At 39.7% G+C, this 15,804-nt stretch carries 13 protein-coding genes; 9 read left to right on the top strand and 4 right to left on the bottom strand.

Going from position 1 to position 15,804, the window contains the following annotated elements; translation table 11 throughout:
- Window positions 1–62: 62 nt before the first annotated feature.
- A complete protein-coding gene (gene ybbP, locus AACV01_RS12080) occupies window positions 63–2,504 on the bottom strand; it encodes a putative ABC transporter permease subunit YbbP (RefSeq protein ID WP_004250298.1) in 2,442 nt (813 codons plus the stop codon).
- A complete protein-coding gene (gene ybbA / locus AACV01_RS12075; RefSeq protein ID WP_004250296.1) occupies window positions 2,501–3,187 on the bottom strand; it encodes a putative ABC transporter ATP-binding protein YbbA in 687 nt (228 codons plus the stop codon). The genes ybbP and ybbA overlap by 4 nt, the downstream gene beginning before the upstream one ends.
- Between ybbA and tesA the strand changes: the two genes are divergently transcribed.
- From tesA to AACV01_RS12050, 5 genes are all read left to right on the top strand, one after another.
- Window positions 3,158–3,787, top strand: a complete 630-nt coding sequence (tesA, locus tag AACV01_RS12070) for a multifunctional acyl-CoA thioesterase I/protease I/lysophospholipase L1 (RefSeq protein WP_012368271.1) — start codon at window positions 3,158–3,160, stop codon at window positions 3,785–3,787. The genes ybbA and tesA overlap by 30 nt on opposite strands.
- A gap of 50 nt (window positions 3,788–3,837) precedes the next feature.
- Window positions 3,838–4,623 (top strand): SDR family oxidoreductase, encoded by a 786-nt coding sequence (locus tag AACV01_RS12065; protein WP_004244260.1) that lies wholly within the window; start codon window positions 3,838–3,840, stop codon window positions 4,621–4,623.
- 85 nt (window positions 4,624–4,708) lie between these two features.
- On the top strand, window positions 4,709–5,566 hold the full coding sequence (locus AACV01_RS12060) for a co-chaperone YbbN (protein ID WP_017627896.1): 858 nt from the start codon (window positions 4,709–4,711) through the stop codon (window positions 5,564–5,566).
- A gap of 39 nt (window positions 5,567–5,605) precedes the next feature.
- Entirely contained in the window at window positions 5,606–6,529 is a 924-nt protein-coding gene (locus AACV01_RS12055; RefSeq protein ID WP_004244263.1) for an SPFH domain-containing protein, read from the top strand.
- 2 nt (window positions 6,530–6,531) lie between these two features.
- Entirely contained in the window at window positions 6,532–7,053 is a 522-nt protein-coding gene (locus AACV01_RS12050) for an NfeD family protein (protein WP_161682978.1), read from the top strand.
- On the opposite strand, the gene cueR is transcribed toward AACV01_RS12050, so the two are convergent.
- Complete coding sequence (cueR, locus tag AACV01_RS12045) at window positions 7,019–7,420, bottom strand: Cu(I)-responsive transcriptional regulator (protein WP_060554833.1); 402 nt, start codon at window positions 7,418–7,420, stop codon at window positions 7,019–7,021. The two genes, AACV01_RS12050 and cueR, sit on opposite strands and share 35 nt — an antisense overlap.
- 134 nt (window positions 7,421–7,554) lie before the next feature.
- Between cueR and copA the strand changes: the two genes are divergently transcribed.
- The 4 genes from copA to ybaK all read left to right on the top strand — a co-directional run bounded on the left by copA (window position 7,555) and on the right by ybaK (window position 13,782).
- Window positions 7,555–10,509 carry a copper-exporting P-type ATPase CopA gene (gene copA, locus AACV01_RS12040; protein WP_161682976.1) on the top strand — a complete coding sequence of 985 codons (2,955 nt, stop codon included), beginning with the start codon at window positions 7,555–7,557 and terminating at the stop codon, window positions 10,507–10,509.
- Window positions 10,510–10,844: 335 nt separating this feature from the next.
- Window positions 10,845–12,320 carry a YadA C-terminal domain-containing protein gene (locus AACV01_RS12035; RefSeq protein WP_237585025.1) on the top strand — a complete coding sequence of 492 codons (1,476 nt, stop codon included), beginning with the start codon at window positions 10,845–10,847 and terminating at the stop codon, window positions 12,318–12,320.
- Between the two features lie 125 nt (window positions 12,321–12,445).
- On the top strand, window positions 12,446–13,255 hold the full coding sequence (locus AACV01_RS12030; RefSeq protein WP_020946125.1) for a TraB/GumN family protein: 810 nt from the start codon (window positions 12,446–12,448) through the stop codon (window positions 13,253–13,255).
- A 47-nt stretch (window positions 13,256–13,302) separates the two neighbouring features.
- Window positions 13,303–13,782, top strand: a complete 480-nt coding sequence (gene ybaK, locus AACV01_RS12025; RefSeq protein WP_046334611.1) for a Cys-tRNA(Pro)/Cys-tRNA(Cys) deacylase YbaK — start codon at window positions 13,303–13,305, stop codon at window positions 13,780–13,782.
- Window positions 13,783–13,905: 123 nt separating this feature from the next.
- Here the strand turns inward: ybaK and ushA are convergent, their stop codons facing one another.
- Window positions 13,906–15,570 carry a bifunctional UDP-sugar hydrolase/5'-nucleotidase UshA gene (gene ushA, locus AACV01_RS12020; RefSeq protein WP_004244272.1) on the bottom strand — a complete coding sequence of 555 codons (1,665 nt, stop codon included), beginning with the start codon at window positions 15,568–15,570 and terminating at the stop codon, window positions 13,906–13,908.
- Window positions 15,571–15,804 lie beyond the last annotated feature (234 nt).

Here is a 15,804-nt window from a genome sequence, read left to right as displayed (position 1 = left end):
AGCATTTTTAATTCAATATCACGTATCACTTCATTTAATGATAACTAGATAACTAATGGCGACTATTCCCCCTGAATACGACGATATTGGCCTTTATCTTGTAATAGCCTAACCCCTAAAATACTACCACAAAGTGAAAGCAATACGGCGGCAAGAGCGGGAACAACTATCCACATCATCCATTGTGGTTGCCAAGGGAAATTAAATACCGATTTTTGCAACAACCCTAATGCAACTTCAGCCCCTATCGCTGCAGCTAAACCGGCCATTAACCCTAATAAGGCAAACTCTGCCCAAAGCGTGCGTCTTAATAGTGACTTACTCGCGCCTAATGTTCGATAAACCACCAACTCGATACGACGTTGTGTCATACCGACTTGAATTTGTGCCACTAATAGCAATGCCCCACACAGCATAACTAATCCAACCATAATTTCTAATGCTCGGCTGACTTGCTGTAAGATCTGCTGAACTTGCTGAATTAATGCACCAGTATCTAGCACACTGACCGTAGGAAATTGTCGATTTAATGCGGTGATCAAACTTCCATCACCATTGTAATAAAAACTGCTCATCCATTTTTCAGGCTGATTACTTAGCCCTTCTTCTGCGAAAATAAAGAAGAAATTTGGTCGCATATTTTCCCAATCGACATGGCGAATGCTGGTGACAACAGATTTAAACTCGCGAGTATCACCAACAAAAGTTAGCTCATCCCCCAGCTTTATTTCTAACTTTTGTGCAACCCCCTGATCGATTGAAACGCCATTACCGACAGGAGGCCATGAGCCTTCGACAATAACATTATCTTTAGGAAGTTCACTGTGCCACGTTAAATTAAGCTCTCTTCGTACGGTATTATTCCCCGCATCCCGTGCATCTGCCCACACTTTCGCATTGTGATCATTAATCGCTGTTAAACGTGCTAACACAACCGGATAAGCATCTGTCGGTGCCACATGATAAGTGGCTAATAATGTATTAATCTGCTGTACCTGAGGCTTTGACATATTAATCAAGAAATAGTTAGGACTATCTTCAGGTAACTGCTGTTGCCATTTTTCCAATAAATCCCCTTGAAGCAAAACCAATAGCGTCAATAGCATAAAGGATAATGAAAAAGCGGCTAATTGAGTCATGGTTTGGAAAGGCTGGCGTAATAAACGTGTCACCGCTAAACGGGCACTCAATTGCTTAAATTTAAATTGCTTTAAAAGCCATAATCCAAGCCAACCAATCACGCCAAGCAAGAAAGCAATGACGACGATACCTAATAAAATAGACCACAATAAAACACCCGTTCCGGCAAACAGAGTTAAAGCGCCAACAACAATCAATGCAACGATGGGTAAATAATAACGTAGTGGCCAACTAGGTGCCGTAGTACCACTTCTCAACACGCGGGAAGGTTGCGTTGACATTAATTGATGATAAGGGCGTAACCCCGTCAATAACGCGATGAGTAGTAAAGAGCCAACCGACCATAGCCATGGCATAAAGCTCGCATCAGGTAAACTTTTTGGTAATACCGGTGCTAAAATCTGCAACAATACTAATTCAAAGCCCCAACCGACCAGTGAGCCGACCACGATAGCCGCAACAATAATCACCCCCCACTGCCCTATAATCCATTTACGTAATGCATGATTATCGGCACCTAAGGTTTTTAATACCGCAATTAGCGTATGTCGACTACGGCAATAATGTGTCATTGAAACCGCGACGGCAGAAATCGCCAATAATAGTGTTAATAATGCAGATAATAGTAAAAAGTTTTTTGCTCTCTCCATTGATTGAGATAGCGCACCATTATCTTGTTTTAAGCTATTCCAACGCTGGTCAGGTTTTAATAAGGGATCAAAGCGTTGCTGGTATTCATCAATTAATGCTTCATTACCCGCAAACATATAACGATAAGTTAAGCGGCTTCCCGGCTGAACGGCACCAGTCGCTTCAACATCAGCAAGATTAATTAAAATACGCGGTGCAATTTGAAATGGATTAAAACCACTGTCAGGCTCTTGAACTAATACACCGCTAATTGTAAAAGTGGCGTCACCGACATCAATATTATCACCGACCTTGATACCCAAAAGCGCCAGTAACCTTGCATCCACTAACGCCGTGCCTTTCTCCGCTTTTAGCCCTGCGGGCTGAGTTTCTAGCTCACCATAGAGTGGATATAAGTTATCCGCGGCTTTTACCAACGCCAATTGAGGAGTATCACCTTCTGGGGCATAAGACATGGTGGTAAATTGCATTTGACGACTAAGTGTTAGCCCCATTCTTTTAGCTTCAGCTAGCCAATTTTCATCAACAGGATACGAGGCACGTAGCACTAAATCACCGGCGATAAGATCACGACTTTGAGCATAAATACTTTTATCAATGCGATCACCAATACGCCCTAACGCCAGCACACAAGCCACCGCCAGCGCTAAAGAGAGCCAAACAATTAATAAAGCCGGCGAGCGCCACTCACGCCAAAACCAACGCCAGATCATGACTCCTCCTTAAGTTGCCCATCAACAAGACGTAATCTTCGCTGACAACGAGCGGCAAGCTCATTATCGTGGGTGACCAAAATTAATGTTGTGGCATAATCACGATTAAGGGAAAACAGTAAATCGGCAATTTTATCTCCCGTTTTTCGATCAAGATTACCTGTTGGCTCATCAGCAAACAGGATCGCCGGTTGGGTACAAAAAGCTCTTGCTAATGCAACTCGTTGTTGCTCACCACCGGAAAGTTGTGCGGGCATATGATACAAGCGCTCACCCAAACCCAATTGTTTAAGTAAATCAACGGCTCGCGTATGGCTCTGTTTTTCTGACTCACCTTTTAATAACGCAGGAAGTTGCACATTCTCTAAGGCATTTAACGTTGGAATTAGCATAAAAGATTGAAAAACAAATCCGACATGTTGTGCACGTAATTTTGCCCGCTCTTCTTCATTCATTTTGGTCAGATCGTGTCCCATTAATTGCACACGACCAGCACCTCCATCATCTAATCCGGCAATAATACCTAAAAGTGTAGATTTGCCCGATCCTGACTCACCAATTAAAGCAATTGTCTGTGCAGACTCGACAACTAACTCAACACCCTGCAATATAGAGATCTGACTATCACCTTCTCCTACTTGTTTGGTTAACTGATGAACTTCAAGAACCTTTTCCGTCGACATACTTGTTTCCTTATCGTCATGATGATGTTTAGCTTTAAGTCTATCGCTGCTGATACCTTTTTGATCTTTGGTGATAGCCTAAGTGCCGGATATCGCCTTCCTATTGAAAGCGCATGGGCGCAACGCCTCGCGGATAAGTGGAAATTAACTTATCCTGAAATAAATGTCGTAAATGCAAGCATCAGTGGCGAAACCGCATTTCAAGGTCAAAATAGGCTCCCTGATTTATTAAAACAGCACCAACCTCGTTGGGTTTTGATTGAACTGGGTGCAAATGATGGCTTACAAGGCTACCCTGTAGCCCAAACGAAAGAAGCGTTGCAAAACATCATTACCCAAGTAAAAGAAGCGGGAGCAACGCCACTCTTTATGCAAATTATGATTTCGCCTAATTATGGTAAACGCTATACGCAATCTTTTTCTGCGATTTACCCACAATTGGCGAAAGACAATGCTCTGGAGCTTATCCCATTTTATATGGAGCAAATAGCAGATAAACCTGAGTGGATGCAAAACGACAGCATTCACCCAAATGAAGCGGCTCAGCCTTTTATTGCTCAATGGATGGATAAAACCCTATCCCCTTACCTAACACGTTAAACTATTGTGACAGTAGTTAACCAAGATTAAATGAGATTAATTGTAAAATTATGCAAAAAACGGTATTGATTACAGGAAGTTCTAGTGGGATTGGACTGTGTGCGGCAAAAACACTCAAGCAAAAAGGATATCGAGTACTGGCTGCTTGTCGCAAAGAAGATGATCTTAACCATATGGAAACATTGGGGTTTGAGCCTATTTTTCTTGATCTCGATGATGCAGAAAGTATCGAAAAAGCCATATTAGAAGTAATTCGCCTTACTAATGGGCGTTTATATGGATTATTTAATAATGGTGGTTTTGGGGTTTATGGTCCATTAAATGCGATTAGTCGCCAACAAATGGAAAAACAATTTTCCACTAATTTTTTTGGCTTACATCAGCTTACTATGGGGTTACTGCCGGCGATGTTACCTCATGGCGAAGGACGTATTATTCAGACGAGTTCAGTAATGGGATTAATTTCTACTCCCGGCCGAGGCGCTTATGCGGCGAGTAAATATGCCGTTGAAGCTTGGTCTGATGCATTAAGAATGGAACTTGCCTCTACGGGGATAAAAGTCAGTTTAATTGAGCCGGGTCCAATAAAAACACGCTTTACTGAAAATGTTAATCAAGCCCAACAAGATAAACCGGTAAAAAATCCGGGGATTGCGAGTCGTTTCACATTAACACCTGATGATGTAGTGAAAAAACTAATCCATGCTTTAGAAAGTCCAAGACCTAAGTTACGTTATCCTGTGACCTTACTCACTTATGCCGTCAAAGTGTTAAAACGACTCCTCCCTGATAGACTTATGGATAGGATCTTAAACGGCCAAAGTAACAAGGCTTGATTTTTGCAAAATTCATCCTTATTTATTAATGAAATAGCGTAATAAACAGCATTTATATTTAAAACTCTCAAAAAGGGATAAGTTAATGTTAGCAACTGCACATATTGTTGATGTAAATGAATCGAATATTCAGCAAGTTATAGAACAATCGATGACAAAACCGGTCATGATGTACTTCTATTCAGAGCGTAGTCCTCATTGTGCAGAGCTTGGGGCAACGTTGGATAAACTAGCAGCTGAATTTGCTGATCAGTTTGTATTAGCTAAATTAGATTGTGATGTTGAACAGATGATTGCCTCGCAATTTGGTCTACGAGCGATCCCAACTGTTTATATATTGCAAGAAGGTCGTCCTGTCGATGGGTTCCAAGGCCCACAACCTGAAGAAGCTATTCGCCAAATCCTTGCCAATATCTTACCTAAACCAGAAGAATTAAAAGCGGCGCAAGCTTCAGCATTATTAGCAGAAGGTAAAGCAGACGAAGCATTACCACTGTTAAAAGAAGCACACCAAATTGATCCTAAAAACAGTGAAATTACCTTAGCCCTCGCAGGTGCTTTAATTTCATTAAATAAACATAATGAAGCAGAAGAATTATTAGCCGCAATTCCATTGCAAGATCAAGATAGCTACTATCACAGTTTATTAGCTCAAATTGAACTGCAAAAACAAGCTGCCGACACACCTGAAATTCAGCAATTACAAGATAATTTTAATCAGCAACCTGACAATACTGAACTCGCTATTCAACTGGCGTTAAAACTGCATGAAGTGTCGCGCAATGATGAAGCCCTTGAATTGCTATTTAATTTTCTGAAAAAAGATCTTAATGCCGGAGAAGGGCAAGTTAAGAAAACCCTGATGGATATTTTATCTGCTTTAGGGACTAATGATAATCTAGCATCTAAATATCGCCGAATGGTGTATTCTTTACTTTATTAATATTCATTTTATTTATTAAAGCAGGCTAAGGACAGATACATGGAAATAGTTATTGGTATTATTATCTTATTCGCCATTATTTTAGTTTTAAGTGGTGTAAAAACCGTTCCACAAGGTTATCAGTGGACTGTCGAGCGTTTTGGACGTTATACACGTACCCTTGCTCCAGGCCTTCAACTCCTTATTCCATTTATTGACCGTATTGGTCGTCGTATTAATATGATGGAACAAGTATTAGATATCCCTTCTCAGGAAGTGATTTCTCGTGATAACGCCAATGTCAGTATTGATGCGGTCTGCTTTATTCAAGTTATCGATCCAGTAAAAGCTGCTTATGAGGTGAATAACCTAGAGCTTGCAATCATCAATCTAACGCTAACCAATATCCGTACAGTGTTAGGCTCTATGGAACTGGATGAAATTCTTTCACAACGTGATCAGATCAATAGCCGTTTATTACTGATTGTTGATGATGCAACTAACCCATGGGGTATTAAAATTACCCGTATTGAAATTCGTGATGTGCGCCCACCACAAGAGCTAATTTCAGCCATGAATGCGCAGATGAAAGCTGAGCGTACTAAGCGTGCTGATATTCTAGAAGCAGAAGGTATCCGTCAAGCGGCAATCTTAAAAGCGGAAGGTGAAAAACAAGGGCAAATCTTAAAGGCAGAAGGTGAACGTCAGTCTGCTTTCTTACAAGCCGAAGCCCGTGAGCGTGCAGCAGAAGCGGAAGCAAAAGCGACGCAAATGGTATCAGAAGCTATCGCTAAAGGGGATATGCAAGCCATTAACTACTTTATTGCACAAAAGTATACCGATGCCCTGTCACAAATTGGTTCTGCCGATAACAGCAAAGTTGTAATGATGCCATTAGAAGCCAGTAACTTAATGGGTGCAATTGGTGGTATTTCAGAATTATTAAATACCAAAAAAAGTGACTCAGGTAACAAGAGCAATTAATTATGATTGAATGGATTAGTGCTCAGCCAGCACTTTTCTGGCTTTGTCTTGGTGTCTTACTATTAATCGCCGAAATGCTGGGCACTGCAGGCTACTTACTATGGTCTGGTATGGCCGCATTATGTGTTGCATTAATCGCATGGATCTTACCTATTGGTTGGCCCATTCAAGGTATTCTATTTGCATTACTCACCGTTGTGAGTGCGATCCTTTGGCGTATCTGGCTTAAACGCAAAAAGTTATCCAAAGAAGCAGAAAACCTAAACCAAAAAAGTCACCAACTTATTGGTATAAAAGCAGTTTTGTTATCGGATACTGAAAATGGTTTTAGTCGCATAAAGCTTGCTGATGGGAGTTGGCGAGTCTATTCTGACACGCCATTAAAAGCAGGTGATACAGTTAAAGTGATTGCTATTGATGGTATCACTTTGCACGTCACCTCATTTTCTCCCACCACTCGCTCGGCATCATCAACACAGCATGCTGCTGTTATTGATGATGACAACAACCAGAAAGATGATTGATGATTGGGCATTCCGCCCCATCATCGCCTGGGCATTCATTTGCTAATAAGAGAAGCCGTTGACGAATGGCATTTAATTCGTTAATGGTTTTCTCTATCTCAGCCACTTTCTTTAAGGTTGCCTCTTTCACATCAGCACTGTGACGTGAAGGATTACGTAATAACATCAGCAATGAACGACACTCTTCTAAACTAAACCCGACTTCACGAGCTTGCTTTAACAGTGTTAATTCTTCGATATGTTGCGGTAAATAGTATCGATAGCCATTTTCACCCCGATGAGGTGAGGTTATCAGATCTTTTTCCTCATAAAAACGGATTGCTTTTGTCGTCAAACCGGTTTTGGTTGCGATTTCACTAATATTCAAAATTCCCCCTTGACCTTCCCCTTGCGGAAAGGTTTAGCCTTTATCTCAGATAAGAAAAAACCTTTTCAAGAAAGCAAGTTATCCCATATTACGCCATAATAGAGGTAATCGCTTTTTATTTGGAGATATTGACCATGGCAAAAACTACGCTACTCGCACTACAAGGGCTTTCATGCTCCCACTGTGTTAACAGTGTAAAAAAATCACTTGATGCCCGCAATGATATAGAACAGTCCACGGTGACTATTCAATACGCTAAAATTGACAGCGACGCAACTGTTGAAAGCTTAATCAAAACCATTGAAGAAGCCGGATATGAAGCTCATCTAGCCACTCAAGCTGATGTAAAACTAAGTTTAAGTGGACTTAACTGTATGAAATGCGTTGGTAAAACAGAAAATGCGTTATTAGCCGTTGACGGTGTTGTTGCGGTCAATGTAGACAAAACATCAGCTGAAATTTTTGGTACAGCAAACGCAAAAGATTTAATTGCCGCCGTTGTTGCTGAAGGTTTTGAAGCCTCATTAGCAAACGAAGAAGAAAATAAACCAAAAACTATTAAACTGACTTTATCAGGCTTAAATTGTGGTCATTGTATCAATTCAGTGAAGAAAGCTCTTGAAGGGACTGATGGGGTAGAAAGTGCACAAGTGGAATTAACTCATGCCACAGTAACAGGTATGGCAAACACAGAGAGTGTGATCACAGCCATTCAAGATGCTGGTTATGATGCAAAATTAGCAGGAGCCAACCACCCAAAAACTGAGCCGCTGACGCAAACGGATGCACCACTGGAAGCATCGTCAGCGGCGATTTGTGATATTCCAGTAGAAGAAACCATCCTTGATAATAATAATGCTGATATCAGTATCGATGATGATAGCACTCAGCTATTAATCGACGGTATGACTTGTGCAAGCTGTGTTAGCAAAGTACAAAAAGCCTTACAAAGTGTTTCCGGTGTTGAAAATGCACGTGTTAATTTGGCTGAACGTAGCGCACTGGTAACGGGTCATGTTAATCATGATGACCTGATTAATGCGGTCGAAAAAGCAGGCTATGGGGCAGAAATTATTCAAGATGATGTAAAACGCAGAGAGCGTCAACAAGAAGTCGCTGTCGCTAATATGAAGCGTTTTCGCTGGCAAGCAGCCTTAGCCTTAGTCGTTGGTATTCCTGTAATGGTATGGGGAATGATCGGCGATAATATGATGTTAACGGAAGCTAATCATAATATCTGGTTAACTATCGGTATTATTACGCTTGTTGTGATGATAGCTGCAGGTGGGCACTTTTATCGTAATGCGTGGCAAAGCCTAAAAAACGGCAGTGCCACCATGGACACGCTCGTTGCGTTAGGTACAGGGGCTGCTTGGCTCTATTCAATTAGTGTTAACTTATGGCCTGAGGTATTTCCTGCCCAAGCAAGACATCTCTATTACGAAGCCAGTGCAATGATCATTGGTTTGATAAACCTTGGTCATATGCTTGAACAAAGAGCCCGTCAGCGCTCTTCTAAAGCATTAGAGCGTCTATTAGACTTAACACCACCAACAGCAAGAGTAGTAACGGATAATGGCGAAGTTGAAATGCCATTAGCGGATGTGAAACAAGGTATGATCTTGCGTTTAGCAACCGGTGATAAAGTTCCCGTTGATGGTGAAATCACCCAAGGTGAAGTGTGGATGGATGAAGCAATGCTCACCGGTGAGCCTATTCCACAACAAAAAAGCCTTGGTGATACCATTCATGCAGGTACTACCGTGCAAGATGGCTCAGTGCTGTTTAAAGCTGCAGCGGTAGGCAGTCAAACTACCCTTGCTCGAATTATCAAACTGGTACGTCAAGCACAAAGCAGTAAACCAGAAATTGGCCAGTTAGCGGATAAAATATCCAGTGTATTTGTTCCTATCGTCGTCGTTATTGCGTTAATTGCAGGGGCTATTTGGTACTTTTTTGGTCCTTCACCACAAATTACTTATGCACTCGTCATTATCACAACGGTATTAATTATCGCTTGCCCTTGTGCTCTAGGATTAGCGACCCCCATGTCGATTATTTCAGGTGTGGGACGTGCCGCAGAATATGGCGTATTAGTGCGTGATGCGGATGCATTACAACAAGCAAGCCAATTAGATACCTTAGTTTTTGATAAAACAGGTACCTTAACAGAAGGCATGCCACAAGTGACTGAGATCCACACATTCAATCAGATAAGTGAAACTCAAGCATTAGCATTAGCAGGCGCACTAGAAAGTGGCTCTAATCACCCATTAGCAAAAGCGATTTTAACCAAAGCTGAAGGCATTAAATTACCGCAAATAAACCAATTTCGAACTCTTGCTGGTATGGGATTAAGTGGTGAAATTGACGGCAATATTGTGCTGTTAGGTAATCCTAAACTAATGAAAGAATCTGGCATTGATATAAGTGAGATAAACGCCTTAATAGAAAACCAATCAGCGAAAGGGGTAACCCCTGTCTTATTGGCGCAAAATGGGAAAATAGCGGCCCTACTTTCTATTCGTGATCCACTACGAGAAGATACCGTCAGTGCATTACAGCGTCTACATCATCAAGGTTATCGTTTGGTCATGTTAACTGGAGATAACCCTATTACAGCCAATGCGATAGCTAAAGAAGCGGGTATTGATCAAGTGATTGCAGGCGTTATGCCAGAAGGTAAAGCGCAAGCGATTAGTCAACTACAGGCAGAAGGTCGTCGCGTAGCAATGATTGGGGATGGTATTAACGATGCCCCAGCACTGGCTAAAGCAGACGTTGGTATTGCGATGGGAGGGGGCAGTGATATCGCCATTGAAACTGCGGCCATTACCTTAATGCGCCATAGCTTACATGGTGTTGCTGATGCGGTTGAGATCTCAAAAGGCACACTGCGCAATATGAAACAAAACTTGTTTGGTGCATTTATATATAACAGTTTAGGCATTCCTATCGCTGCCGGTATCTTATATCCTTTTACGGGTACATTATTAAACCCTGTGGTTGCGGGGGCTGCCATGGCCTTATCATCAATCACTGTTGTCAGTAATGCCAACCGATTATTACGTTTTAAACCGAAAAAATAGTCGCAATTAATCAGTCAAATACAGCCTCTTCTATCTTTAGATACCAGAGGCTTTTTTATTATCCAGAGAGAATTATCATCATTTCAATAAGTTAAAAAAAAGCCGATATTGCTATCGGCCAGTCAAAGAGGAATTTTTCATTATACAAGAGAGTCATCACTCCGCCCTCTTAACGGTAGAATAGCAATTTATTATCAATAATTCATTATATTTTATTATTTATAAATATATTCATTAATAAAAATTAAAAGGCGTTTTATTTATAGTGATTTAAAAAACATTTTATAAAATAAGCCACTTATTTTTATACTTTATATATTTATAAGGACTTTTTAATGAATTATAATAAATTATTTATTATTTCTTTATCTTTAATTTACTCTGCGAATGTTTTTTCTAATACTGATAGCCCATCACCAAATATGGGTAACTCACTTGAATCAAATCAAGAAATACAGAATCCAAATAATAATCTTAATTCTAAAAAGAAAGAATATGTAGAAAGAAAAGTACATTCTTTATTGGAAAAATATAGCACGCCTGCTTTTATAAATAAAGCAACTAATTTTAGAACATATGTTCAAAATTTGCAACCAATAAGAAGTTCAAATGATAATCAATTTCTTATTGCTGCGCCCATTTTCGATGAAATGATAGCGTTATCTACTAAAAATAGTAATTCTAAAGATTTAACAAAACAAAGTTCTGATGAATTAAATCTCAAAGAGTATTCAATTGAAGAACAAAGAAATATGGTGAGTTATTTAGAGGCTGAAAGCGAGAAAATTAGAAATTTATCAAAAAAAGTAAACTCTTCTTATCACAAAGATGATTTAGAAAGATTAGATATAGCTATATATGATTTTATCGCATTTATTCAAAGAAATATAGATAGTGACAACAAGGAAAACAGTGGAGTTACTATTATAAGGAATAATGAAATCCAAGAATCATTATTTGAGAACATTCTCAGTATGTATCCAGTAAATCCATCAGATATTATTGAGATGGATATATCATATGATGATAGACTCTCAGATTTATATTCTAGATCAACTCAAACAGCTACAGACTTAGCTGACACAAGAACAGATTTAGGTTACGCTGAAACAAACTTAGCTAACACTAGAGAAGACTTAGCTAACACAAGAACAGACTTAGCTAACACAAAAACAGACTTAGCTAACACAAAAACAGACTTAACTAACACAAAAACAGACTTAACTAACACAAAAACAGACTTAACTAACACAAGAACAGACTTAGCTAGCACAAAAACAGACTTAGCTAACACAAGAACAGAACTTAGTCAATTAGGCGAAACAGTAAAACAACATGGAGAGGATATAGAAGAACAAGGAAAAGAAATTACTCAAGTTCGACAAACCGCTGACAAAAACAAAAAATACGTAGATAAATACCTAGTTAATAATTTTCCAATTAATGGTGAGTCTAGAAATTTAATAAATCATCTTAGCTCTTTATATTTAGAAAATAAATCAAATAGAATTACCATTAATTCACTTAGAAATGACTTTGAACACTTTAAAGATGAAACCAATAATCGTTTCTATAAAGTTGAAAAGCGCGCTAATCAAGGGATTGCCTCTGTTGCAGCGATGAGTAATTTACCTTTTAATGATGCAGCAACCTTTAGCACCGCAATGGGTATCGGTAATTATCGTAATGCCACAGCATTTGCATGGGGAATGCAATACCGTATCAACGAAAATGTTAAAGTTAAAGCCTCAACCGCTTGGAATGACGCTAACAATTGGGTCTCTGCGGGGGGGATCGGTATTAGTTGGTAATATAAATTTATAAATATAGCGGTAAAGATAAGGAAAGCTAAGTAAAACTTAGTTTTCCTTGTTTTATTCAATACAAAATCCGTTATGCTACAACCTTGTGGTTTATCCCATGAGGAGCGTATCAAATGAAGGATATAATACAGAAAATCAAGAAATGGATCGGTATACAGAAAACATCTTATTACCCCTATCCTGCTATTGATATTTCACTCCCTAATCATGTCTCTTTACATCTTGTTGGTAGTATCCATATGGGCGTGCCAACGATGTCACCATTATCCAATGTGCTGATTAATAAAATAGCAACAGCGGATGCGGTTATTGTCGAAGCGGATATTTCAACCGAAACTCAGCCCTTTGATCAGCTATCGTTATTGCGAGAGCCATTAGAACAACGAGTAAATGAAACACAACTTGCAACTATCATCAGCCATTGTGATCTTCTTTCTATTCCACGTTACCAAATTGATGATAAACCACTGTGGCAAATCGCGCTGATATTACAATCAACCCAAGCGATGCAACTTGGATTACAACCACAGCACGGCATTGATTATCAAGTTATCCAACAAGCCAATAAACAACGAAAAGCGATTATAGAGCTAGAAGGTATTGAGCGTCAGGTCGCATTATTATTAGATTTTCCACAAGACGGCGCACAATTACTCGAAGATACGCTAAAAAATTGGCATGAAAATGCACGGGCATTGCAAATTATGATCAATTGGTGGTTAAATTATACCAGTGAAAAGCACCCTTCTCCTTTGCCAAATACTTTTAGCAAAGCGGTATTTGATATTTTAATGGAAAAGCGCAATCAAGTCTGGGCAACAACGCTTTCTAATCTTCCAGCAGGCCACTATGTTGTCACCGTCGGTGCTCTTCACTTATTTGGTGAAGATAATTTAGTTGATCGATTAACTTATCAAGCATAACAAGATCACGTTCACCATTGCTCTCACCTTATTGAGTAGGAATAATTATGACTCCCGCAGTGAATTTACTGGAAAAACAAAAAATTAAATTTACTCTTCACCCTTATGAACATGATGCGAATGTACATAACTTTGGTGATGAAGCCGTTGAAAAGTTAGGACTAGATAACCGTCAAGTGTTTAAAACGCTTCTCGTTGCGTTAAATGGTGATGCTAAAAACCTAGCCGTTGCGGTCACCCCAGTATCAAGTCAACTTGACTTAAAACGAGTCGCCAAATGCCTTAAAGCTAAAAAAGCAGAAATGGCCGATCCACAAATAGCACAAAAAGTAACAGGTTATTTAGTCGGCGGTATAAGCCCATTAGGACAAAAAAAGCGCCTTCCCACGGTGATTGATGAGCAAGCACTTAAGTTTGACACTATCTATGTCTCAGGAGGTAAGCGAGGGCTGGATATTGAACTAGCGGCTGAAGACTTATGTTCAGTATTAGGTGCACAATTTGCCCTGATCCGTAAAGAGGATTAAGAGTAACTGATTGCTTATTTTAGGCTTTTATATCAACCAAGCTGCCAATAAGAAATAAAATAACAAAAGGCGACATCCTCTGCCGCCTTTTGGGAATTATCTATTGTATATTTTCAATAAATACTATTTTTTATACACAATCTCGCCTTGCGGTTCAAAATCAGCCGCTTTTAGTGGTGAGTGTTTTTCGATATAACCTTTTAACACTTCTGCATCAACAAAGCCGGTATTTACATATCCTGGGTGTGAATCAATCTTAGGATAACCATCACCACCAATACCGTTAAAGTTTAATGTCGCCATACGATAATTTTTAGTTTTATCTAATGGTTTGCCCGCAATTTTTACATCACTCACTTTACAATCTGCATCTACGGTTAAACTTACATTATAAAATTGTGCATAAGCGCCTGAATCTACTTTCATGCAAGCAACTGCGGATAGGTAAGGTTCAACTTCTTCACCTTTGAAATCAACATAGACGAGTTCGTTAGCAAAGGGTTGTACTTTTAATACATCTTTATAAGTAATATCGCCAGATTCAATCGAATCACGTACACCACCACCACTCATAATGGCAAAATCAGCATTTGCACGCTCCGCCTGAGCGGATAACAGTAAACGCGCCATATTCGTTTGTTCAAAACGAACTTTGCTACGATCGCCTTCTAATTTACCAACCACTTCCCCGACTTTCACATTCAATTGCTCACCACCTTTCTCTTGATAAGGGGTCAGTAATTTCATCATTTCAGGGTTATGAGGGATCTCCTCTGTGTAGTAAACTCGCTCAGTGGTTCCGTCTTCTTTTTTCACTTTCTTATTTAAGTTAATTGGAATTAACTGATAGTGTTTTAATGTGAACTCGCCATTACGGAACTCAAAATCAGCGCGACCTACATATTTACCCCATTCATGGGCTTGAACAATCCATGTGCCATTTTGATTATCTGGAGCGCAAGGCGTGCCGGGAACATAATCTGCCTGTTTGTAATTTTTATTCTCTTGAGACATACAAACCGGATCTTGTGAGTGTCCACCGACAATCATATCTAAATAGCCTTTCGGCAAAGCACGCGCCATTTCAACATCACCCGGTGCATTAGAGCCATGATTACCATCGTCATAATGCCCCATATGGGTAGCAGCGATAATAATATCGGGTTTTTCTGTGGTACGTAATTCTTCAACGACTTTTTTCGCTTCATCTGCCGGTTTACGGAACTCAGTATCAGGGAAGTTAGCAGGATTACCAATACGCACCGTATCATCGGTAGTTAAACCTAATACCGCGATTTTCACTCCTTGCTTATCAAAAATAGTATAAGGTTTAAATAAACGTTCACCGGTACTTTTTTGATAAATATTCGCAGAGAGGAAGGGGAAAGTAGCCCATTTTTCTTGTTGGCGTAGCACTTCCAGTGGATTATCAAACTCATGGTTACCCAGCGCCATAGCGTCATAACCGACAAGATTCATCCCTTTAAAATCAGGCTCTGCATCTTGTAAATCAGATTCAGGAACCCCCGTATTAATATCACCACCAGACAGAAGCAATACGCTACCGCCATTTTTAGCGACTTCATCGCGAATATTGTCAACTACGGTTTTTTGAGCAGCTAAACCGTACTCGCCATGATCATTGTGCCAAAAGTGACCGTGATGATCATTAGTATGTAGGATGGTAATTTGGTAAGTTTTATCTTTTTCCCATGCCTGAGACATCACAGGCGCCATTGCTAAAGTCACTGTCAGTGCGCATGCAGATAATTTAAACGATAAGCTCATGGTCTATCCCCATGTATATTATTTATTGAGAAGGCTCTGCCCTGTATTCACAGTAGAAAAAGCAGAAAGAAGTAAATAGTTTTACTGTGTTTTATGACGTAGGTTATATATTTTTATTATTATTTCATTGTTCCAATAGTTTTTTTGAGACATCAGTCAAACTCTATTTGCTTTGACATCCTCCACGCCCTAAAGGACGTGGATCCCTACTGCGTTCAGACTGATGTCTGAATC

The sequence above is a fragment of the Proteus sp. G2609 genome (assembly GCF_963896135.1).
GTDB classification, from domain to species: Bacteria; Pseudomonadota; Gammaproteobacteria; order Enterobacterales; family Enterobacteriaceae; genus Proteus; species Proteus mirabilis.
This window is presented reverse-complemented; position numbering and strand designations above follow the sequence as displayed.